The 20215-nt window shown below is 66.8% G+C and carries 21 protein-coding genes and 1 tRNA gene; 16 read left to right on the top strand and 6 right to left on the bottom strand.

All coding sequences use genetic code 11. The annotated features are described in order from the left end of the window. Window positions 1-86 precede the first annotated feature (86 nt). The 5 genes from hpf (at window position 87) to HW466_RS21520 (ending at window position 3889) form a co-directional block, all read left to right on the top strand. Window positions 87-446, top strand: a complete 360-nt coding sequence (gene hpf / locus HW466_RS21540; RefSeq protein ID WP_006477786.1) for a ribosome hibernation-promoting factor, HPF/YfiA family — start codon at window positions 87-89, stop codon at window positions 444-446. 169 nt (window positions 447-615) lie between these two features. Then, complete coding sequence (locus tag HW466_RS21535) at window positions 616-1155, top strand: PTS sugar transporter subunit IIA (RefSeq protein WP_059598834.1); 540 nt, start codon at window positions 616-618, stop codon at window positions 1153-1155. A 119-nt stretch (window positions 1156-1274) separates the two neighbouring features. Then, window positions 1275-2243 (top strand): HPr(Ser) kinase/phosphatase, encoded by a 969-nt coding sequence (gene hprK, locus HW466_RS21530; RefSeq protein WP_006483133.1) that lies wholly within the window; start codon window positions 1275-1277, stop codon window positions 2241-2243. 75 nt (window positions 2244-2318) lie between these two features. Beyond that, a complete protein-coding gene (rapZ, locus tag HW466_RS21525) occupies window positions 2319-3227 on the top strand; it encodes an RNase adapter RapZ (protein WP_059451454.1) in 909 nt (302 codons plus the stop codon). A 26-nt stretch (window positions 3228-3253) separates the two neighbouring features. Beyond that, window positions 3254-3889 carry an LON peptidase substrate-binding domain-containing protein gene (locus HW466_RS21520; protein ID WP_059451455.1) on the top strand — a complete coding sequence of 212 codons (636 nt, stop codon included), beginning with the start codon at window positions 3254-3256 and terminating at the stop codon, window positions 3887-3889. Window positions 3890-4015: 126 nt separating this feature from the next. Here the strand turns inward: HW466_RS21520 and mutY are convergent, their stop codons facing one another. After that, window positions 4016-5122: an A/G-specific adenine glycosylase gene (gene mutY, locus HW466_RS21515; protein ID WP_059451456.1), complete on the bottom strand. Its 1107-nt coding sequence runs from the start codon at window positions 5120-5122 to the stop codon at window positions 4016-4018. A 37-nt stretch (window positions 5123-5159) separates the two neighbouring features. After that, entirely contained in the window at window positions 5160-5987 is an 828-nt protein-coding gene (gene mutM / locus HW466_RS21510) for a bifunctional DNA-formamidopyrimidine glycosylase/DNA-(apurinic or apyrimidinic site) lyase (RefSeq protein ID WP_059451457.1), read from the bottom strand. An 86-nt stretch (window positions 5988-6073) separates the two neighbouring features. Between mutM and HW466_RS21505 the strand changes: the two genes are divergently transcribed. The 8 genes from HW466_RS21505 to hisC all read left to right on the top strand — a co-directional run bounded on the left by HW466_RS21505 (window position 6074) and on the right by hisC (window position 13250). Further along, window positions 6074-7897, top strand: coding sequence for a tetratricopeptide repeat protein (locus HW466_RS21505; RefSeq protein WP_174905986.1), 1824 nt, complete (start codon window positions 6074-6076; stop codon window positions 7895-7897). Further along, a complete protein-coding gene (gene lolB, locus HW466_RS21500) occupies window positions 7897-8517 on the top strand; it encodes a lipoprotein insertase outer membrane protein LolB (RefSeq protein WP_059451459.1) in 621 nt (206 codons plus the stop codon). Before HW466_RS21505 ends, lolB begins: the two co-directional genes overlap by 1 nt. A 26-nt stretch (window positions 8518-8543) precedes the next feature. Beyond that, complete coding sequence (gene ispE / locus HW466_RS21495) at window positions 8544-9425, top strand: 4-(cytidine 5'-diphospho)-2-C-methyl-D-erythritol kinase (protein WP_151005972.1); 882 nt, start codon at window positions 8544-8546, stop codon at window positions 9423-9425. Window positions 9426-9478: 53 nt separating this feature from the next. Beyond that, window positions 9479-9555, top strand: a tRNA-Gln gene (locus tag HW466_RS21490). A 44-nt stretch (window positions 9556-9599) separates the two neighbouring features. Continuing rightward, window positions 9600-10562, top strand: coding sequence for a ribose-phosphate pyrophosphokinase (locus HW466_RS21485; protein ID WP_040142028.1), 963 nt, complete (start codon window positions 9600-9602; stop codon window positions 10560-10562). Between the two features lie 162 nt (window positions 10563-10724). Then, window positions 10725-11333 carry a 50S ribosomal protein L25/general stress protein Ctc gene (locus tag HW466_RS21480; protein ID WP_059451461.1) on the top strand — a complete coding sequence of 203 codons (609 nt, stop codon included), beginning with the start codon at window positions 10725-10727 and terminating at the stop codon, window positions 11331-11333. A 120-nt stretch (window positions 11334-11453) separates the two neighbouring features. Beyond that, window positions 11454-12053: an aminoacyl-tRNA hydrolase gene (gene pth / locus HW466_RS21475; protein WP_059451462.1), complete on the top strand. Its 600-nt coding sequence runs from the start codon at window positions 11454-11456 to the stop codon at window positions 12051-12053. Between the two features lie 129 nt (window positions 12054-12182). Beyond that, window positions 12183-13250 (top strand): histidinol-phosphate transaminase, encoded by a 1068-nt coding sequence (gene hisC, locus HW466_RS21470; RefSeq protein WP_059790987.1) that lies wholly within the window; start codon window positions 12183-12185, stop codon window positions 13248-13250. 81 nt (window positions 13251-13331) lie between these two features. On the opposite strand, the gene HW466_RS21465 is transcribed toward hisC, so the two are convergent. The 3 genes from HW466_RS21465 to rsmD all read right to left on the bottom strand — a co-directional run bounded on the left by HW466_RS21465 (window position 13332) and on the right by rsmD (window position 14881). Next, window positions 13332-13598 (bottom strand): YfhL family 4Fe-4S dicluster ferredoxin, encoded by a 267-nt coding sequence (locus HW466_RS21465; protein WP_059507779.1) that lies wholly within the window; start codon window positions 13596-13598, stop codon window positions 13332-13334. Window positions 13599-13657: 59 nt separating this feature from the next. After that, complete coding sequence (gene coaD, locus HW466_RS21460; RefSeq protein ID WP_059451465.1) at window positions 13658-14155, bottom strand: pantetheine-phosphate adenylyltransferase; 498 nt, start codon at window positions 14153-14155, stop codon at window positions 13658-13660. A gap of 111 nt (window positions 14156-14266) precedes the next feature. Next, the gene (gene rsmD, locus HW466_RS21455; RefSeq protein WP_059544987.1) at window positions 14267-14881 is read right to left on the bottom strand and encodes a 16S rRNA (guanine(966)-N(2))-methyltransferase RsmD; all 615 of its coding nucleotides are present in this window, start codon (window positions 14879-14881) and stop codon (window positions 14267-14269) included. A 202-nt stretch (window positions 14882-15083) separates the two neighbouring features. On the opposite strand from rsmD, the gene ftsY reads away from it, so the two are divergent. After that, a complete protein-coding gene (ftsY, locus tag HW466_RS21450) occupies window positions 15084-16244 on the top strand; it encodes a signal recognition particle-docking protein FtsY (protein ID WP_151006764.1) in 1161 nt (386 codons plus the stop codon). 97 nt (window positions 16245-16341) lie between these two features. On the opposite strand, the gene maiA is transcribed toward ftsY, so the two are convergent. Then, complete coding sequence (gene maiA / locus HW466_RS21445; protein WP_059790989.1) at window positions 16342-16986, bottom strand: maleylacetoacetate isomerase; 645 nt, start codon at window positions 16984-16986, stop codon at window positions 16342-16344. Between the two features lie 168 nt (window positions 16987-17154). Between maiA and ybiB the strand changes: the two genes are divergently transcribed. Continuing rightward, window positions 17155-18129 carry a DNA-binding protein YbiB gene (ybiB, locus tag HW466_RS21440; RefSeq protein WP_151006658.1) on the top strand — a complete coding sequence of 325 codons (975 nt, stop codon included), beginning with the start codon at window positions 17155-17157 and terminating at the stop codon, window positions 18127-18129. Window positions 18130-18524: 395 nt separating this feature from the next. Continuing rightward, window positions 18525-20171, top strand: a complete 1647-nt coding sequence (leuA, locus tag HW466_RS21435) for a 2-isopropylmalate synthase (RefSeq protein WP_174905985.1) — start codon at window positions 18525-18527, stop codon at window positions 20169-20171. The last annotated feature ends 44 nt before the right edge of the window (window positions 20172-20215 follow it).

The raw sequence follows: 20215 nt of genomic DNA, 5'->3' as shown, positions 1-20215 counted from the left end.
CGAATTTGCCGCGACCTGCGGCAGGAGCAAGTCGACCGGAGCGCCGCCTCGATGCGGCCGGGTGGTCACTCGCTTGGAGAAGCACTATGAACCTGAAGATCAGTGGACATCATCTCGAAGTCACGCCTGCAATTCGCGAATACGTGATCACCAAGCTGGACCGGGTGCTACGGCATAGCGATCAGGTGATCGATGGCACTGTGATCCTCTCGGTCGACAATCACAAGGAAAAGGACAAGCAGCAGCGCGCGGAAATCAACCTGCATCTGAAGGGCAAGGACATCTTCGTCGAAAGCGCAAACGGCAACCTGTACGCTGCGATCGATCTGCTGATCGACAAGCTGGATCGCCAGGTCGTCAAGCACATGGAGCGTCTGCAGACGCATGCGCACGACCCGATCAAGCTGCAGCCGTCGATCGACCAGATCGAACTGCCGCCGCAATAACGTTCACCGCAATACACACGCCGCCCGGTTCGCCGGGCGTTTTTTTTGTGTCCGAGCGGCAGTGGTGCGACCGGTCCGTCCATGCCGCGCCATGCACGCGGCTGTGCTCTATAATGTCCCGGTTATCGCCGGGGGGCGTTGGGTGCGGTAGCTGCCTCGCAGGTTTCCGATGCCGAACGCCTTGATATCGCCGAACATGGAAAATCAGTCTGCCGCCGCAAGGAGACCCCAGGCCGCCCAATCGCCTGCCAACATGAATCGCCTAGCCAAAATCCTGCCCATAGAGAACGTCGTCATCGACCTCTCCGTCACCAGCAAGAAACGCGTCTTCGAACAAGCCGGGCTGATCTTCGAGAATCAGAACGGCATCGCCCGCAGCACCGTCACGGACAACCTGTTCGCGCGCGAGCGCCTCGGCTCGACCGGGCTCGGCGAAGGCGTCGCGATTCCGCACGGGCGCATCAAGGGGCTCAAGCACCCGCTCGCCGCGTTCGTGCGGCTGGCCGACGCGATCCCGTTCGAAGCGCCCGACGGCCAGCCCGTCGGTCTCCTGATTTTCCTGCTCGTTCCCGAGCAAGCTACCCAGCAGCACCTCGAAATCCTGTCGGAAATCGCGCAACTGCTGTCCGATCGCGACGCGCGCGAGCGTCTGCACAACGAAACGGATATCGCCGAGTTGCATCGCCTGCTCACTCAGTGGCAACCTTGAGTTGATCCGGGCGGAATTTTTCCGGTACGACGCGGCACGCGCCGCCGTCCAGGGCCGCCCGGCATGGCGACGTCCGTCGCCGCGCGCCTGCACACCGGCCCATTGGAGTGACGAGAGTCATGGATACGTCCAGCATCAACGCCCAGAGCATCTTCGACGACAACGCGGCCACGCTGAAGCTGAGCTGGCTGACGGGGCATGAAGGCTGGGAGCGCGGTTTTTCGGCCGACACCGTCGGCAACGCAACGTCGAGCGCCGACCTCGTCGGCCACCTGAACCTGATTCACCCGAACCGGATCCAGGTGCTCGGCGAAGCCGAAATCGACTACTACCAGCGGCAGACCGACGAAGACCGTTCACGCCACATGGCCGAGCTGATTGCCCTCGAGCCTCCGTTCCTCGTCGTCGCCGGCGGTGCCGCGGCGCCGCCGGAACTCGTGCTGCGCTGCACGCGCTCGTCCACGCCGCTGTTCACGACGCCGATGTCGGCCGCCGCGGTGATCGACAGCCTGCGGCTCTACATGTCGCGCATCCTGGCGCCGCGCGCGACGCTGCACGGCGTGTTCCTCGACATCCTCGGGATGGGCGTGCTGCTCACCGGCGACTCCGGCCTCGGCAAGAGCGAACTCGGCCTCGAACTCATCAGCCGCGGCCACGGCCTCGTCGCCGACGATGCCGTCGACTTCGTCCGACTTGGCCCCGATTTCGTCGAAGGGCGCTGCCCGCCGCTGCTGCAGAACCTGCTCGAAGTGCGCGGCCTCGGTCTCCTCGACATCAAGACGATCTTCGGTGAAACCGCGGTGCGCCGGAAAATGAAGCTGAAGCTGATCGTCCAGCTCGTGCGCCGCCCGGACGGCGAATTCCAGCGGCTGCCGCTGGAAAGCCAGACGGTCGACGTGCTCGGCCTGCCGATCAGCAAGGTCACGATCCAGGTGGCGGCCGGCCGCAACCTCGCGGTGCTCGTCGAGGCGGCCGTGCGCAACACGATCCTGCAGTTGCGCGGCATCGACACGTTGCGCGATTTCATGGATCGGCAACGGCTCGCGATGCAGGATCCCGACAGCCAGTTCCCCGGCAAGCTCGTGTAACGCCCCGGCGCCGGCCTCGAAGCGCCGACGCGTCGAGCCGGTGCTATGATGAAACGTCAGGATTCTCTGCTTCCCATGCGCATCGTCCTCATCACCGGCATCTCCGGCTCAGGCAAGTCCGTCGCGCTGAACGCGCTCGAAGACGCAGGCTACTACTGCGTCGACAACCTGCCGCCGCACGTGCTTCCCGAACTCGCCCGCTACCTGGCCGACGGCGGCCAGCACCGGCTTGCGGTCGCGATCGACGCGCGTTCGAGCGCGTCGCTGGACGAAATGCCCGGCCTGATCCGCGCGCTGTCGCTCGAGCACGATGTCCGCGTGCTGTTCCTCAACGCGAGCACGCAAGCGCTGATCCAGCGCTTCTCCGAAACGCGCCGGCGCCATCCGCTGTCGGGCTCGCCGTCGCACGACGCGAACGTCGGGCTGCTGTCGTCGCTCGAGGAAGCGATCGAGCGCGAGCGCGAGCTCGTGGCACCGCTCGCCGAATTCGGCCATCAGATCGATACGAGCACGCTGCGCGCGAACGTGCTGCGCACGTGGGTCAAGCGCTTCATCGACCAGAAGAACAACGACCTGATGGTGATGTTCGAGTCGTTCGGCTTCAAGCGCGGCGTGCCGCTCGATGCCGACCTGATGTTCGACGTGCGCGCGCTGCCGAATCCGTACTACGACCATGAGCTGCGCCCGCTCACCGGGCTGGACCAGCCGGTCATCGCCTTTCTGGACGCACTGCCGATCGTCCACCAGATGATCGACGACATCCATGCGTTCCTGACGAAATGGCTGCCGCACTTTCGCGAGGACAACCGCAGCTACCTGACCGTCGCCATCGGCTGCACGGGTGGTCAGCATCGCTCGGTGTTCATCGCGGAAACGCTCGCCGCGCGCCTCGCGCACGATGCGAACGTGATCGTGCGGCATCGTGACGCGCCCGTGGATGTCGACGCGTCGTCGCGGCTCGTCACCGAGGTCGAACGACCTTAGCGACACCGCCCTCTTGCCGGTGCGCCATGTCCACGCTATCGACCACCCTGATCGACCTGCCGCTGTTTCCGCTGCACACGGTGCTGTTCCCCGGTGGCTGGCTGCCGCTCAAGGTGTTCGAGGCGCGCTATCTCGACATGGCGCGCGCATGCCTGCGCGACGATGCGCCGTTCGGCGTGTGCCTGTTGAAGAGCGGCCCCGAAGTCGCGCAGGACGGCGCCGTGTCGGTGCCCGAGACGATCGGCTGCATGGCGCGCATTACCGAGTGCGACACCGGCGAATTCGGCATGCTGTACCTGCAGGCGATCGGTACGCAGCGATTCGAGCTGCTGTCCTATCGCGTCGAAGGCAACGGGCTGCTGGTCGGGATCGCGGAACCGCTGCCCGACGACATCCCGCTCGAAGGCGAACAGGCGCTCGCGCAATTCGGCTCGTGCGCCGAGGTGCTGGAGCGCATCATCGACGCGCTGAAGAAATCCGAACCGGACAAGATGCCGTTTTGCGAACCGTTCCGCCTCGACGACCCGAGCTGGGTATCGAACCGCCTCGCTGAACTGCTGCCGCTCGACCTTCGCGCGCGGCAGAAATTGATGGAATTTCCTGACGTCGGCGCGCGGATCGATGCCGTGCACCACGTGCTCGACCGGCACGGATGGCTGTAAGCCGCGGCCGCGGCCGCACATCGCGGCGGCGCGCAGAGTGAATCATCCTCGCGGGCAAGATGAGCGCGGCGATCCGGCGCTTCAGTAAGCGCGGTCCGCGCCGCACTCTTCCCCTTCCTTCTTTCTCTACAGCAGCGGCCCGCTCAACGCATCGAGCAACTTGCGCACGGGCGCCGGCACGCCGTACGCATCGAGCCCGGCCAACGGCACCCACGCGGTCTCGGCGTCCTGCGCGTGCGCGAGCGGCGGCCCGCCGTTCGCCACATCGCTCAGCCGCGGCTCGATCTCGAGCCGAAAATGCGTGAACGTGTGCGTGAACGGCGCGAGCGGCACCGGCCCGCCACCGCCGAAGCCGCGTGCGAGTTCCGCGAGTGCCGCGTCGCCGTCCGCCTGCGGCAGGCACCAGAGGCCGCCCCAGATGCCGGCCGGCGGACGCCGCTCGAGCAACACGGCGTCGCCGTCGCGCAGCACGAGCATCCAGGTCTTGCGCGTCGGCACTGCCTTCTTCGGCCGCGCGGCCGGCAGTTCGCGCTGACGCCCCGTCGATTGCGCGACGCAGTCGCCCGCGAACGGGCAGCGCGCGCAATCCGGCTTGCCGCGCACGCAAAGCGTCGCGCCGAGATCCATCAGCCCCTGCGTATAGGCGCTCACGTCGGCCGCGTTCGCGGCATCCGGCAGCAGCGATTCCGCCAGCGCCCACATGTCGTTCTCGACGCGCTTCTCGCCCGGAAAGCCCTCGACGCCGAACACCCGCGCGAGCACGCGCTTCACGTTGCCGTCGAGGATCGTTGCGCGCGCGCCGTACGCGAACGACGCAATCGCCGCGGCCGTCGAACGGCCGATACCGGGCAGTTCCGCGAGCCCTTCCGGCGTCGACGGAAACACGCCGCCATGCTCGGCGACGACGACCTGCGCGCAGCGATGCAGGTTGCGCGCGCGCGAGTAGTAGCCGAGCCCGGCCCACAGCGCCATCACGTCATCGGACGGCGCAGCCGCGAGCGCGACGACGTCGGGAAAGCGCTCGAGAAAGCGCGTGTAATACGGGACGACGGTCGACACCTGCGTCTGCTGCAGCATGATTTCCGACAGCCAGATCCGATAGGGATCGCGGGTGTTCTGCCACGGCAGGTCGTGGCGGCCGTGCACGCGCTGCCACGCGATCAGGCGCGTGGCGAACGTGCGATGCAGCGGTGTGACGGGGAACGGAGCGGGAGCAATGCGGGGCGGCTTCAAGTGATCGAATCTTTGGAAAGAGGTTGCAACGCGCGACTCAACGCTGGCAGGTCGGGCAGAAATAGGTCGAGCGCTGGCCCTGCACGATCTGGCGGATCGGCGTGCCGCAGGTGCGGCAAGGCAGCCCCGCCCGGTCGTAGACGAAGCAGTCGAGCTGGAAGTAGCCGCTTTCGCCGTTACTGCCGACGAAATCGCGCAGCGTGCTGCCGCCGCGCTCGATCGCATCGGCGAGCGTCGCGCGCACCGCGTCGGCCAGCCGCTCGTAGCGCGGCAGCGATACCTTGCCGGCGGCGGTGGTCGGCCGAATGCCCGCGCGAAACAGGCTCTCCGATGCATAGATGTTGCCGACGCCGACGACCATGTCGCCCGCGAGCAGCGCCTGCTTGACCGACACCGTGCGGCCGCGCGTGCGCGCATGCAGCAGCGCGCCGGTGAACGCCGGCGAGAACGGCTCCACGCCGAGGCTTGCGAGCAGCGGATGCGCATGCACGTCGCCCGCTTCGCGCGGGTGCCACAACACCGCGCCGAAACGACGCGGATCGCGGAACCGCAGCACGAATTCGTCGAAGATCCAGTCGATGTGGTCGTGTTTCGCGGCGACCGGCACGCCGGCCGCGGGCAGCACGCGCAGCGTGCCCGTCATCCCCAGGTGAACGATGAACCAGCCTGCGTCGACCTCGAACAGCAGATACTTGCCGCGACGCTCGACGGCGAGCACCTCGCGCGCGCGCAATTGCTCGGCAAGCCCCGCCGGCACGGGCCAGCGCAGCATCGCGGTACGGACGTCGACACGCTCGACGCGGCGGCCCGCGACAAAGGGCGCGATGCCCCGGCGCGTGACTTCGACTTCTGGCAACTCTGGCATGTTCTGCGGGTCTTAAGCTCGATTTACGATCGTGCGTGTATTGTAGCGAGCGCGTTACAATCGGTTGAAACATCGAACGGATTTCCATGACCTTGCCCTCGAAGCTGCTTCTGAAGCGCCCCGCCGCCGCGCGCGGCGCGCGCGCCTTCCCGGTCCGCCGTGCGCTCGGCGCCGCGCTGTTCGCCGCGTGGACCCTCACCGCCTTCCCGGCTCACGCGCAGGATCCGGCATCGGACGACGCGGAGCCGCAGGGCGCGTTCGAGCACGTCATGCCGGACGAGAAGAAGGATCTCCCCGGTGTCCCGCTGACGAGCCAGATCGTCTACCAGGTGCTGGCCGCCGAGGTGGCACTCCAGCGCAACCAGCCGGCGCCGGCCTACCAGACCTACCTCGCGCTCGCCCGCGACACGCGCGATCCGCGCATGGCGCAGCGTGCGACCGAGATCGCGCTCGGCGCGCAAAGTCCGGCCGATGCGCTGTCCGCGGCCAATCTGTGGCGCCAGTACGCGCCCGATTCGAACCGCGCTTCGCAAGTCGACGCCGCGCTGCTCGTGCTCGCCGGCAAGCCGGCCGACGCGCAGCCGATGCTCGCGCGCGAACTGGCCCGCGCGACCGGCGAGACGCGCGGCCCCGCGATCCTCGCGCTGCAGGCGCTGCTGGTGCGCGGCTCCGACCGCGTCGGCGGCCTCGCGGTGCTGAAGGACATGCTGAAGAACGACATGAACCGCCCCGAGGCGCAGCTCGCGATCGCGCGCCAGCAACTCGCGGTCGACGACAAGGAAGGCGCGGCGCAGTCGCTGAAGCAGGCGCTGCAGATCCGCCCCGACTATCTGCCGGCGGCGCTGATGCTGTCGCAGATGGGCCCCGCCGAGCGCGCGACGGGCATCGCGTCGTTCGAAAAATATGTTCAGCAGAATCCGAAGTCGCGCGATGCACGGCTCGCGCTGTCGCAGCTCTATCTCGCCGACGACCGCCTCGACGACGCGCAAAAGCAGTTCGAGACGATGCGCACGCTCGACGCGAAGGATCCGACACCGTTGATGGCGCTCGCGCTGATCAAGATCCAGCAGAAGAAGCTCGACGACGCGAGCGCATACCTGAAACAGTACGTGCAGCTCGGCGACAAGCAGCCGAACCTCGACGTCGGCCAGGGCTACATCTACCTCGCGCAGATCGCGATCGAGCAGGGCAACGACGCGCAGGCGTCGCAATGGCTCGACAAGGTCGACCAGACGAGCCAGCACTACCTGCCCGCCCAGATCACGCGCGCGCAACTGCTGCAGAAACAGGGCAAGACCGACGAAGCGCGCAAGGTGCTCGACGACCTGCCGATCAGCGACCCGCGCGATGCGGCCGTGGTCGCACGCACCGATGCATCGATCCTGTTCACCGCGAAGCGCTATCCGGAAGCCGAGGCGCGGCTCGCACAGGCAGTCCAGGACTTCCCGGACGACCCGGACCTGCGCTACGACTACGCAATGGCGGCCGAGAAAACCGGCCACTACGCGGCGATGGAAAAGCAGCTGCGCGAGCTGATCCGCACGCAGCCCGACAACCCGCAGGCGTACAACGCGCTCGGCTATTCGCTGGCCGACCGCAACCAGCGCCTGCCCGAGGCCAGCAAGCTGATCGACAAGGCACTGTCGCTCGCGCCGAACGACGCCTACATCATGGACAGCCTCGGCTGGGTGAAGTACCGGATGGGCGACACGGCGGGCGCGGCGAAGGTGCTGCGGCGCGCGTACGAGCTGCAGCCGAACGCCGAGATCGGCGCGCACCTCGGCGAAGTGCTGTGGAAGAGCGGCGCGCAGGACGACGCGCGTGTCGCGTGGCGTGCCGCGCAGAAGCTCGAACCCGACAACGACACGCTCGTGCAGACGCTCAAGCGCCTGCAGGTCAACGGCCTGTGATGCGGATGTTCCCGATGCCTTCTCCGTCTTCCCGCGCGCTGCGCACGCTGGCCGCGGCCGGCGCCGCGCTCGCGCTCGCCGGCTGCGCGAGCACGCCGCCGTCGGCGAATGCGCCGTCGGGCGCCGTGCTGCAGACGGCCGCGACACATGCGTATCACGGCCGCTTCGCGGTGCAGTACAGCGACCGCCTCGGCCGACCGCAAAACGTGTACGGCAACTTCGACTGGCAGGAGCACGGCGACGACGTATCGCTCGAACTGCGCAGCCCGCTCGGCCAGACGCTCGCCGTCGTGAAATCGACGCCGCAGGCCGCATCGCTCGAACTGCCGAACCGCCAGCCGCAATACGCGACGGACGTTGGCGAGCTGATGCAGAACACGCTCGGCTTCTCGCTGCCGCTGGCCGGTCTGCGCTATTGGCTGCTGCCGACGCCCGCGCCCGCCACGCCCGCGCAAACGGTGCGCGACCCGGCGGACACGACGCACGTGAAGCAGATCCGCCAGGATGGCTGGACGATCGACTATCTTGCCTACGCGGACGCACCGGCCACGGGCGTCAAACGCGTGAACCTCGTGCGCGCGACGCCGCCGCTCGACATCAAGCTCGTGCTCGACCAGTAAGCACGCAACCTAGCCCCGACATACGCATGACCGATTCGACCCGCTCGCTGCGCAACTGCCTTGCGCCCGCGAAACTCAACCTGTTCCTGCACATCACCGGCCGTCGACCGAACGGCTATCACGATCTGCAGAGCGTGTTCCAGCTGCTGAACTGGGGCGATACGCTGCACTTCACGCTGCGCGACGACGGTCGCGTCGCACGCGTCACCGACGTGCCGGGCGTGCCCGAGGAAAGCGACCTCGTCGTGCGCGCGGCCAACCTGCTGAAAACGCACACGGGCTCCACGGCCGGCGTCGACATCGAGATCGACAAGCGCCTGCCGATGGGCGCGGGCCTCGGCGGCGGCAGCTCCGACGCGGCGACGACGCTGCTCGCGCTGAACCGTCTGTGGCAGCTCGATCTGCCGCGCGCGGAACTGCAGTCGCTCGCAGTGAAACTCGGCGCGGACGTCCCGTTTTTCGTGTTTGGAAAAAATGCGTTCGCAGAGGGTATCGGAGAAGAATTAGCTGAGGTAGAATTGCCGACTCGCTGGTTCTTGGTCGTAACGCCGCGAGTTCATGTCCCAACCGCTGAAATTTTTTCAGACGAGTTGTTGACAAGAGATACGAAGCGAGTCACAATTACGGACTTTCTTGCACAGCAAAACAGCGATGCGGGATGGCCAGACAGCTTCGGCCGGAACGACATGCAGCAAGTTGTGACAAGTAAGTACGCGGAAGTTGCGCAGGTGGTCAAATGGTTGTATAATGTGACCCCCGCGAGGATGACCGGCTCCGGAGCAAGCGTGTTTGCAGCGTTTCATAGCAGGCACGAGGCAGAAGCGGCGCAAGCCAAGCTGCCCACCGGTTGGAACGGTGCAGTTGCCGAGAGTCTGAGCGAGCATCCGCTCTTCGCTTTCGCGTCATGAAGTTTCGCTTTATCGGATGGCCTACAAGTCCGGTGAAGTTATCAGTTGAGTGTAGGGGAGTCGCCAAGTTGGTCAAGGCACCGGATTTTGATTCCGGCATGCGAGGGTTCGAGTCCTTCCTCCCCTGCCAAAAATTTTCCCGCATTTCCCGCCTAAGCCTGAAGCAGGTGCACGATGAGCAGCCACAGCCATGATGGCCTGATGGTCTTTACTGGCAACGCGAATCCCGCGCTCGCCCAGGAAGTCGTCAATATCCTTGGAATTCCCCTCGGCAAAGCAATGGTCAGCCGTTTCTCCGACGGCGAGATCCAGGTCGAGATCCAGGAAAACGTGCGCGGCAAGGACGTCTTCGTCCTGCAATCCACGTGCGCGCCGACGAACGACAACCTGATGGAACTGATGATCATGGTCGACGCGCTCAAGCGCGCGTCCGCCGGCCGGATCACCGCAGCCATCCCCTACTTCGGCTATGCCCGCCAGGACCGCCGCCCGCGTTCGGCGCGCGTCGCGATCTCGGCGAAGGTCATCGCGAACATGCTGGAAATCGCCGGCGTCGAGCGGATCATCACGATGGATCTGCACGCCGACCAGATTCAAGGCTTCTTCGACATCCCGGTCGACAACATCTACGCAACGCCGATCCTGCTGGGCGACCTGCGCAAGCAGAACTACTCGGATCTGCTCGTCGTGTCGCCGGACGTCGGCGGCGTGGTCCGTGCCCGGGCACTCGCGAAGCAGCTCAACTGCGATCTCGCGATCATCGACAAGCGTCGTCCGAAGGCGAACGTCGCCGAAGTGATGAACATCATCGGTGAAGTCGAAGGCCGCACCTGCGTGATCATGGACGACATGGTCGACACGGCCGGCACGCTCTGCAAGGCAGCGCAAGTGCTGAAGGATCGCGGTGCGAAGCAGGTATTCGCGTACGCGACGCACCCGGTGCTGTCGGGTGGCGCCGCCGAGCGTATCGCCGCATCGGCACTCGACGAGCTGGTCGTCACCGATACGATCCCGCTGTCGGCCGAATCGCTGGCCTGCTCGAAGATCCGCTCGCTGACGAGCGCGAGCCTGCTGGCCGAAACGTTCTCGCGGATTCGCCGCGGCGACTCGGTGATGTCGCTGTTCGCGGAATCCTGATCGCGGAACGACACGATATAGCATGCGCGGAAAGCGAAGCGGCAACGCTTCGCTTTTTGCACAATCGGACGGGATAGACGAAGCCCCGTCCGTTTCATCGGGGGCCGCCATTTCGCCGGCCCCGTTTTACTGCCTGGTCGCGGGCAGCTAATGGAGAATCACATGAAAGTCGTCGCTTTCGAGCGCCAACAGCAAGGTACGGGTGCGAGCCGCCGCCTGCGCAACGCCGGTAAGACCACGGGTATCGTCTACGGTGGCGAAGCAGCCCCGCAAAAGATCGAACTGGATCACAACGCGCTGTGGCACGCACTGAAGAAGGAAGCCTTCCACTCGTCGATCCTCGACCTGGAAATCGCTGGCCAGTCGCAACAGGTTCTGCTGCGCGACGTGCAATACCACCCGTTCAAGCAACTCGTGCTGCACGTGGACTTCCAGCGCGTCGACGCGAAGAAGAAGCTGCACACGAAGGTGCCGCTGCACTTCCTGAACGCTGAAGTCAGCCCGGCAGTGAAGCTGTCGAGCGCAATCGTCTCGCACGTCGCGACGGAAATCGAAGTCGAGTGCCTGCCGTCGGCTCTGCCGGAATTCCTCGAAGTCGATCTGTCGAAGATCGAAGCAGGTCAGTCGCTGCACGCGAAGGACATCGCACTGCCGAAGGGCGTGACGCTGGTCGCGCACGTCGACGCGGAAAACCCGGTCATCGCATCGGCGACGGTCCCGGCTGGCGCCGTGTCGGACGCAGCAGGCGAAGGCGAAACGCCGGCTGCCTAAGCGGCCGCCTACGCGCCCGATCGATCCGTTTCGAGAAACGGTCGACGCAACCCGCCGTGGCTTGCCCGGCGGGTTTTTCTTTTTCTGCGCCCAGGCGGGCGCTGCCGCCTACGAAACGTCATGATCAAACTGATCGTCGGCCTCGGCAATCCCGGGGCGGAATACACCGCGACGCGCCACAACGCCGGCTTCTGGCTGATCGACCAGCTCGCCCGCGAAGCCGGCGCGACGCTGCGCGACGAGCGCCGCTTCCATGGCTTTTACGCGAAAGCGCGCCTGCACGGCGAGGAAGTGCACCTGCTCGAGCCGCAAACCTACATGAACCGCTCCGGCCAGTCGGTCGTCGCGCTCGCGAGTTTCTTCAAGATCCTGCCCGACCAGATCCTCGTCGCCCACGACGAACTCGATCTGCCGCCCGGCACGGTGAAGCTGAAGCTCGGCGGCGGCAGCGGCGGCCACAACGGCCTGAAGGACATCACCGCGCATCTGTCGTCGCAGCAGTATTGGCGCCTGCGCATCGGCATCGGCCATCCGCGCGATCTGATCCCGGAAGGCGCGCGCGCCGGCGCGAAGCCCGACGTCGCGAACTTCGTGCTGAAGCCGCCGCGCCGCGAGGAGCAGGACGTGATCGACGCATCGATCGAGCGCGCGCTCGCCGTGATGCCGATGGTCGTCAAGGGCGAACTCGATCGCGCGACGATGCAGCTGCATCGCAACTGAATCCGCATCGCACCGGCATGGTGCAACCTGCCGTCCGGCGGCGCCGGGCGGCGACTGCTTCGTGCGCGATCACGCACCGCAACCGCCACATGCGGTAATCTGGTCGTTTTGCCCGTCAGGAGCCAAGCGGTGAGCCGTTACTGGAGCGACGTCGTTCAGCAACTCGTGCCTTACGTGCCGGGCGAGCAGCCCGCGCTCGCACATCCCGTCAAGCTGAACACCAACGAGAATCCCTATCCGCCCTCGCCGCGCGTCGTCGCGGCGATCACACGCGAACTCGGCGACACCGGCGACACGCTGCGCCGCTATCCCGACCCGCTCGCGCGCGCACTGCGCGAGACGGTCGCCGCGCATCATCGGATCAAGCCCGGGCAGGTCTTCGTCGGCAACGGCTCCGACGAGGTGCTCGCGCACGCATTCCAGGCACTGCTCAAGCATGACCGGCCGCTGCGCTTTCCCGACATCTCGTACAGCTTCTACCCGACCTATGCGCGCCTGTACGGCGTAGAGACCGCAATCGTGCCGCTCGCGGACGACTTCTCGATCCGGGTCGAGGACTATCTCGACGATGCGGGCGGCGTGCTGTTTCCGAACCCGAACGCGCCGACCGGACGCGCGTTGCCGCTCGCGGACATCGAGCGGATCGCGGCCGCGAACCCGTCGTCGGTCGTGTTGATCGACGAGGCGTACGTCGATTTCGGCGCGCAATCGGCGATCACGCTGATCGACCGCCATCCGAACCTGCTCGTCGTGCACACGACGTCGAAGGCGCGCTCGCTGGCGGGCATGCGCGTCGGCTTCGCGTTCGGCGATGCGGCGTTGATCGACGCATTGAATCGTGTGAAGGACAGCTTCAACTCGTATCCGCTCGACCGGCTCGCGCAGGTCGCCGCGCAAGCGGCATACGAAGACACCGACTACTTCGATGCGACCTGCCGGCGCGTGATCGACAGCCGCGCGCGGCTCACGCACGCGCTCGAGTCACTCGGTTTCGACGTCGTGCCGTCGGCCGCGAATTTCGTGTTCGCGCGTCATCCCGCGCACGATGCGGGCACGATCGCGGCGAAGCTGAAGGATCGGGAAATTTTCGTACGGCACTTCCGGGCGCCGCGCATCGACCAGCACTTGCGCATCACCGTCGGCACCGACGCCGAATGCGACGCGCTCGTCGCGGCATTGCGCGACCTGATCGGCTGACTCGAAGGGGGAAGGAACCGGCGCCACGCGGCGCCGGCCGGGCAATCCGTGACGACGCGAGCGGCGCGCGTCGTCACGCGGTCACTGCGCGTCGTCGCCCTTGGCGGCGATCAACGCGTGATACTTCGCCATCAACTGCGCATGCGATTCTTCATGCTGCGGATCGCGCGGAATGCATTCGACCGGACACACCTGCTGGCACTGCGGCTCGTCGAAATGGCCGACGCACTCGGTGCACTTGTTCGGGTCGATCACGTAGATATCCGGGCCCATCGAAATCGCGCCGTTCGGGCACTCGGGCTCGCACACGTCGCAATTGATGCACTCGTCGGTAATCATCAAAGACATACTGGTCTCACTTCTTCGGGCCGTCGGCCGGCTTCGCATCGAAACCGGCCGGCACCGCGTCACGCGGCAGGGCCTCCCATCGCGGCGACTTTCTCGGTCAGCCACTTCTCGACGGACGGGAACACGAACTTGCTGACATCGCCGCCCAACTGCGCGATTTCGCGCACGATCGTCCCCGAGATGAACTGATACTGGTCGGACGGCGTCATGAACATCGTCTCGACGTCGGGCAGCAGATAGCGGTTCATCCCCGCCATCTGGAACTCATATTCGAAATCGGACACGGCACGCAGGCCGCGCACGATCACGCGTGCGTCGTTGGTGCGGACGAAGTCCTTCAACAGGCCCTTGAAGCCCATCACCTTCACGTTCGGATAATGACCGAGCACCTCGTTCGCAATCTTCAGACGTTCTTCCAGCGAGAAAAACGGCTTCTTCGCGCGGCTGTCGGCCACACCGACCACCAGCGTATCAAAAATGCTCGACGCACGCCGCACGAGGTCTTCGTGCCCGCGCGTCAGCGGATCGAACGTACCGGGATACACGGCGACTACCATGTCGCTCCTCCTGTCATCACGCAAACGGGGTGGCAGCCGTGCGATGCGCACGCCGCTGCCGAGATGGGCATGCGTCGCCTTTGCGGTGCGCCGCCTCGTATGGAACGCGCATTATTCATCATTTTCGCGCCGCAGCAAATGATAGTGAACCGCGCCTGCCTTGCCGTGCTTCACCACCTGCCAACCGGCCAGCGCTTCGTGCGCGGCCGGGTCGAGTTCCGCGCCCGTCTCCACGTACAGCGCGCCGTCCGGCGCGACGAGCGGCGCCGCCAGCGCGATCGCGCGATCGAGCACGGCCGGCTCACCGAACGGCGGATCGAGGAACACGACGTCGAACGCGCCCGGGGTCAGCCCGGCCGCGAGCCGCAGCGCGTCGGCTTCCGCGACCTCGACCGAGCGCGCGCCGAGCTTGTCCTTGATCGCGCGCAGTTGTTGCGCCGCGCGCGGGTGGCGTTCGACCATCACGACGCTCGTCGCGCCGCGCGACGCAGCCTCGAAACCGAGCGCGCCGGTGCCCGCGAACAGGTCGAGGCAGCGCCGGCCTTCGAGATCCTGGCCGAGCCAGTTGAACAGCGTCTCGCGCACGCGATCGGGCGTCGGCCGCAGGCCGTCGAGATCGAGCACGGCGAGCGGCGTGCGCTTCCAGTCACCGCCGATGATGCGGATCGTGTGCGGCTTGCCGCGGCCAGGGGAGGCCGTCGGGCGGCCGGAAGAGGAACGGGACATACGGAAATATCGACGACGGAGGACCGGGTGCGCAGGAGGGCGCACCGCCAAACAGGCGCACGTTACCACAGCGGCGGCACCGGCTGACGCGAGTGCGTCGCCGCGCTGATAAAATGCACGGTTTCGGCCGCCGTGCGCACGCATGACGGCCCCTCCGGCGCTCCGCCCTGGCGGCGCCCCGCCCTCTTCCCGACGTCAGACCATGTTCAGCTTCTTCAAACGATTCAAGAAAACGCAGGAGCCCGACTCCGCGGAATCGCAATCGATCGATGCGCCGCAACCGGACGAACCGTCCGACGCGCCCGCCGCCGACGCGCGCGAGCCGATCGAAGCGCCGCAGGCGCCCGCGCAAGCGCAGCCGGCCGCGCCGGCCGTCGTGATGACGGTCACGCCGACCAACGACGGCAGCGACGAAGTCGTCGAAGCGGTCGAGATCGTTCCGCCGCCGACGCAGGACGCCGCCGCGAAGAAATCGTGGCTCGCGCGCCTGAAGTCCGGCCTCGCGAAGACGGGCTCGAGCATCACCGGCGTGTTCGTCAACACGAAGATCGACGACGACCTGTACGAAGAGCTCGAAGCCGCGCTGCTGATGTCCGACGCCGGCGTCGATGCGACCGAATACCTGCTCGGCGCGCTGCGCGAGAAGGTGCGCGCGGGCCGGCTGACCGATCCGCAACAGGTGAAGAGCGCACTGCACGACCTGCTCGTCGAGCTGCTCAAGCCGCTCGAGAAATCGCTGATGCTCGGCCGCGCGCAGCCGCTCGTGATGATGATCACGGGCGTGAACGGCGCCGGCAAGACGACCAGCATCGGCAAGCTCGCGAAGCACCTGCAGAGCTTCGACCAGTCGGTGCTGCTGGCCGCGGGCGACACGTTCCGCGCGGCCGCGCGCGAACAGCTGGCCGTCTGGGGCGAGCGCAACAACGTGACGGTCGTCCAGCAGGAAAGCGGCGACCCGGCCGCGGTGATCTTCGACGCGGTCAGCGCCGCGCGCGCGCGCAAGATCGACGTGATGATGGCCGACACGGCCGGCCGCCTGCCGACGCAGCTGCACCTGATGGAAGAGCTGAAGAAGGTGAAGCGCGTGATCTCGAAGGCGCACGATGGCGCACCGCACGAGGTGCTGCTCGTGATCGACGCGAACACGGGCCAGAACGCGCTCACGCAGGTGAAGGCATTCGACGATGCGCTGGGCCTCACGGGCCTGATCGTCACGAAGCTCGACGGCACCGCGAAGGGCGGCATTCTCGCCGCGATCGCGCGGCAGCGCCCGGTGCCCGTCTACTTCATCGGCGTCGGCGAGAAGGTCGAGGACCTGCAGCCGTTCAGCGCAGTGGAATTCGCGGACGCGCTGCTCGGCTGAACGCAGCCGGCCCGCACCGCGACGGGGCGCCTTCGGGCGCCCTTTTTTCATGCGTGGCCGGCCAGCCGTTCAGCCGGCCGCTTGCGCCGTCGCGGCGTCACTCGGCATCGGGCTGCACGCCTGGCTCGGCGGCCTTGAACGCGTCGAGCGTCGACGCATGTTCGGCGATCCGATGGAGCGTCGGAAAACGGGTCGTGTCGATCGAGAAACGGTTCGCGTTGAACACCTGCGGCACGATGCAGATATCGGCGAGCGTCGGCGTGTCGCCGAAGCAGAGCTTGCCGGTGCGCGGATCGTTCGCGAGGCGCGTCTCGAGCGACGCGAAACCCGCCTCGATCCAGTGCCGGTACCAGTCGTTCTTCGCTTCCTCGGGCACATTCAGCGTGTGCTTCAGGTATTTGAGCACGCGCAGATTGTTGAGCGGATGGATCTCGCACGCGATCTGCAGCGCGATCGCCCGCACATACGCGCGATCGACGGGCTGCTTCGGCAACAGCGCCGGTTCGGGATGCGTTTCCTCGAGATATTCGATGATCGCGAGCGATTGCTGCAGCGTGGCGTCGCCGTCGATCAGCGTCGGCACGACCGCATCCGGATTCAACGCGCGGTAAGCGTCCTTCAATTGCTCGCCGCCGTCGCGCAGCATGTGCACGGGCACCGTGTCGTACGGCAACTGCTTCAGGTTCAGGGCGATCCGCACGCGGTACGACGCGGAACTGCGGAAATAGCTGTAGAGCTTCATGGGATGTCTCTCTGTTCGTATTCGGCCGGCAACGGCGCCGCGGCGCACGCGGCCCCGCCGGGAACCCGAGTTTAGCGCGCCGCGCCGCGTCGGCGCGCGCGGCCGTGCTTGGGCGAGCCGCGCCCGTGCGATACTCGGGGCATTCCCCACCGCTCACCGCGCGCCCCGATGACCGCTCCCCACGATTCCGCAGCCTCGCCGTTCCCTTGCGCCCGCTTCATCAAGGAAATCGGCCGCGGCCCGCACGGCGCACGCGCGCTGTCCGCCGAAGACACGTTCGAGCTCTATCGCGCGATGCTCGACGCGCGCGTGTCGGACGTCGAGCTCGGCGCGATCCTGATCGCCTATCGCCTGAAGGGCGAAAGCGCCGACGAACTGGCCGCGATGCTCGCCGCCGCGCAGGCATCGTTCGAACCGGTGCGCGTGCAGGACGCCGCGTTCCGCCCGGTGTCGATCCCGAGCTACAACGGCGCGCGCAAGCAGCCGAACCTGGTGCCGCTGCTCGCGCTGCTGCTCGCGCGTGAAGGCGTGCCGGTGCTCGTGCACGGCGTCGAGCGCGATCCGGGCCGCGTGACGAGCGCGGAGATCTTCTCGGCGCTGTCGATCGCGCCGTCGACATCGCACGACGCGATCGAGGACACGCTCGCGGAACGCCGCGTCGCGTTCGCGCCGATCGATGCGCTGGCGCCGCGCATCGCGCGCCTGCTGTCGCTGCGCGGCGTGCTCGGCGTGCGCAACTCGACGCACACGCTCGTGAAGATCCTGCAGCCGTTCGCGCCGGCCGGGCTGCGGCTCGTGAACTACACGCATCCGCCGTACCGCGACAGCCTCGCGCAACTGTTCCGCGATCATCCGGACGCCGCGCTCGGCGGCGCGCTGCTCGCGCGCGGCACCGAAGGCGAGGCGGTGGCCGACACGCGACGCCAGGTGCAGGTCGACTGGCTGCACGACGGCGTATGCGACACGCTGATCGATCCCGAGCGCTCGTCGAGCGACGCGCCGCCCGTCGCGCTGCCGGAATCGCGCGACGCGGCAACCACGGCCGCGTGGACGGACGCCGTGCTGCGCGGCGAAATTCCGGTACCCGACACGCTTGCGCGGCAAGTCGCGACGATCGTGCGGATCGCCCGGCTCCCACCGTGACCGTGCATCCCGGCCCGGCACGGCGTCGCGCCGGGCTTTGAACCGACCATTTGACACGCGCACGCATCCTGGCATAGAGTTGTCGCCATGCGTTCCTTTCCGAACACCCTCCGAATTACCTCCGGCCGCCTAGCGCGGTCGCTATCGCTACGACTAGCCTAAGGCTGTCTTAGCGCCGTGTGCTGTCCGCACGGTCCCTCCCTGCAGTTCCTCGCAGCACCCTTCTCGCAGTTTTTACAACCCGAAGTCGTCAGCATTCGTCCGTCTATCCGTCGGCCGATTCGCGAAGATCATCCGCATCCGTTGCGCATTTGCCGCGCCACGGTGCGAGGCAGCGCCACCCGTCGCCCATGCCGCCCGTCTTCGCTCGCGACTTGAGACCCGAGGTCCAGAAGATGAAGCGCAACCCGCAAGACAAGTACCGTCCGTTCGAACCCGTCCGCATCAACGGCCGCCGATGGCCGACCCGCACCATCGAGCGTGCGCCGGTCTGGATGAGCACCGACCTGCGCGACGGCAACCAGTCGCTGATCGAGCCGATGAGCATCGAGCAGAAGCTGGAATTCTTCGACATGCTGGTCGCGATCGGTTTCAAGGAGATCGAAGTCGGTTTTCCGTCGGCGTCGCAAACCGACTTCGATTTCGTCCGCAAGCTGATCGACGACAAGCGCATTCCGGACGACGTGACGATCGAAGTGCTCGTGCAGTCGCGCGAAGACCTGATCGCGCGCACCTTCGATGCGCTCGAAGGCGTGCCGCGCGCGATCGTGCACCTGTACAACGCGATCTGCCCGTCGTTCCGGCGCATCGTGTTCGGGATGTCGAAGGACGACGTGAAGGCGCTCGCGGTCGACGGCACGCGACTCATCAAGGAACACGCGGCGGCCCGCCCGGACACGCGCTGGACCTACCAGTACTCGCCGGAAACCTTCAGCATGACCGAGCTGACGTTCGCGCGCGAAGTGTGCGACGCGGTCGCGCAGGCGTGGCGGCCGACCCGCGACCACAAGATGATCGTCAACCTGCCGGCGACCGTCGAAGCCGCGAGCCCGAACGTGTTCGCCGACCAGATCGAATGGATGGACCGCAACCTCGCGTATCGCGACAGCATCGTATTGTCCGTGCATCCGCACAACGATCGCGGCACCGCGGTCGCGGCCGCCGAGCTCGCGCTGCTCGCGGGCGCCGACCGCATCGAAGGCTGCCTGTTCGGCAACGGCGAGCGCACCGGCAACGTCGATCTCGTCACGCTCGCGCTGAATCTCTATACGCAGGGCATCGATCCGGGCCTCGATTTCTCCGACATCGATGCGGTGCGCCGCGTGGTCGAACGCTGCAATCAGATTCCGGTGCATCCGCGTCATCCGTACGCGGGCGACCTCGTATTCACCGCGTTCTCGGGCTCGCACCAGGATGCGATCCGCAAGGGCTTCGCGCAGCAGCGCCCCGACGCGGTGTGGGAAGTGCCGTACCTGCCGATCGACCCGGCCGACCTCGGCCGCAGCTATGACGCGGTCATTCGCGTGAACAGCCAGTCCGGCAAGGGCGGCGCGACGTTCCTGCTCGAGCGCGGGATGGGCTTCACGCCGACGCGGCGCGTGCAGATCGAATTCAGCCACGCGGTGCAGACGCTCGCCGATGCGTCGGGCGAGGAAGTGACCGGCGACGCGATCTGCGCGCTGTTCGCCCGCGAATTCTTCGAGACCGACGGCCCGGCCGCGCGCCACGGCGACACCGCGCGCTGGCAGAACCGCGACATCGCGGGCACGCCGCCCGCCGGCGCGACGCCCGAAGACGTCGTGCGACGCACTGCCGCTGCCTTCGCGACGGCAGCCGGCGCGATGATCGACGTCGCCTCGTGCGAACACACGCGCACGGCGGACGGACGAATCGCGGTATCGGTCGGCTGCCGGGTCGGCGATGCGCCGCTGCGGCACGGCGTCGGCGTGCACGCCGATGCGGCCAGCGCCGCGCTCGATGCGCTCGTCAGCGCGATCAACCGCTCGGCCTGGCAGTGCGCCGACCGCCGCGCGGCGGCCTGACCGGCGGGTTTTCGTTTCAGTGTTCGAACGTCAGCGAGCGGTGC

It is taken from the genome of Burkholderia territorii (assembly GCF_902833055.1).
Taxonomy (GTDB): Bacteria; Pseudomonadota; Gammaproteobacteria; order Burkholderiales; family Burkholderiaceae; genus Burkholderia; species Burkholderia territorii.
The sequence above is the reverse complement of the archived record's forward strand: the minus strand, read 5'-3'. Positions and strand labels throughout refer to the sequence as shown.

Excerpts from the sequence above, each read along its gene's own strand:
- hpf (WP_006477786.1), top strand. The coding sequence starts at position 87 with ATGAACCTGAAGATCAGTGGACATCATCTCGAAGTCACGCCTGCAATT.
- ispE (WP_151005972.1), top strand. The coding sequence starts at position 8,544 with ATGACCGATTCGACCCGCTCGCTGCGCAACTGCCTTGCGCCCGCGAAA.
- hprK (WP_006483133.1), top strand. The coding sequence starts at position 1,275 with ATGGATACGTCCAGCATCAACGCCCAGAGCATCTTCGACGACAACGCG.
- HW466_RS21485 (WP_040142028.1), top strand. The coding sequence starts at position 9,600 with ATGAGCAGCCACAGCCATGATGGCCTGATGGTCTTTACTGGCAACGCG.
- HW466_RS21535 (WP_059598834.1), top strand. The coding sequence starts at position 616 with ATGCCGAACGCCTTGATATCGCCGAACATGGAAAATCAGTCTGCCGCC.
- HW466_RS21520 (WP_059451455.1), top strand. The coding sequence starts at position 3,254 with ATGTCCACGCTATCGACCACCCTGATCGACCTGCCGCTGTTTCCGCTG.
- maiA (WP_059790989.1), bottom strand. The coding sequence starts at position 16,986 with ATGAAGCTCTACAGCTATTTCCGCAGTTCCGCGTCGTACCGCGTGCGG.
- coaD (WP_059451465.1), bottom strand. The coding sequence starts at position 14,155 with ATGGTAGTCGCCGTGTATCCCGGTACGTTCGATCCGCTGACGCGCGGG.
- HW466_RS21480 (WP_059451461.1), top strand. The coding sequence starts at position 10,725 with ATGAAAGTCGTCGCTTTCGAGCGCCAACAGCAAGGTACGGGTGCGAGC.
- rsmD (WP_059544987.1), bottom strand. The coding sequence starts at position 14,881 with ATGTCCCGTTCCTCTTCCGGCCGCCCGACGGCCTCCCCTGGCCGCGGC.
- ybiB (WP_151006658.1), top strand. The coding sequence starts at position 17,155 with ATGACCGCTCCCCACGATTCCGCAGCCTCGCCGTTCCCTTGCGCCCGC.
- leuA (WP_174905985.1), top strand. The coding sequence starts at position 18,525 with ATGAAGCGCAACCCGCAAGACAAGTACCGTCCGTTCGAACCCGTCCGC.
- lolB (WP_059451459.1), top strand. The coding sequence starts at position 7,897 with ATGCGGATGTTCCCGATGCCTTCTCCGTCTTCCCGCGCGCTGCGCACG.
- pth (WP_059451462.1), top strand. The coding sequence starts at position 11,454 with ATGATCAAACTGATCGTCGGCCTCGGCAATCCCGGGGCGGAATACACC.
- rapZ (WP_059451454.1), top strand. The coding sequence starts at position 2,319 with ATGCGCATCGTCCTCATCACCGGCATCTCCGGCTCAGGCAAGTCCGTC.
- ftsY (WP_151006764.1), top strand. The coding sequence starts at position 15,084 with ATGTTCAGCTTCTTCAAACGATTCAAGAAAACGCAGGAGCCCGACTCC.
- mutM (WP_059451457.1), bottom strand. The coding sequence starts at position 5,987 with ATGCCAGAGTTGCCAGAAGTCGAAGTCACGCGCCGGGGCATCGCGCCC.
- HW466_RS21465 (WP_059507779.1), bottom strand. The coding sequence starts at position 13,598 with ATGTCTTTGATGATTACCGACGAGTGCATCAATTGCGACGTGTGCGAG.
- HW466_RS21505 (WP_174905986.1), top strand. The coding sequence starts at position 6,074 with ATGACCTTGCCCTCGAAGCTGCTTCTGAAGCGCCCCGCCGCCGCGCGC.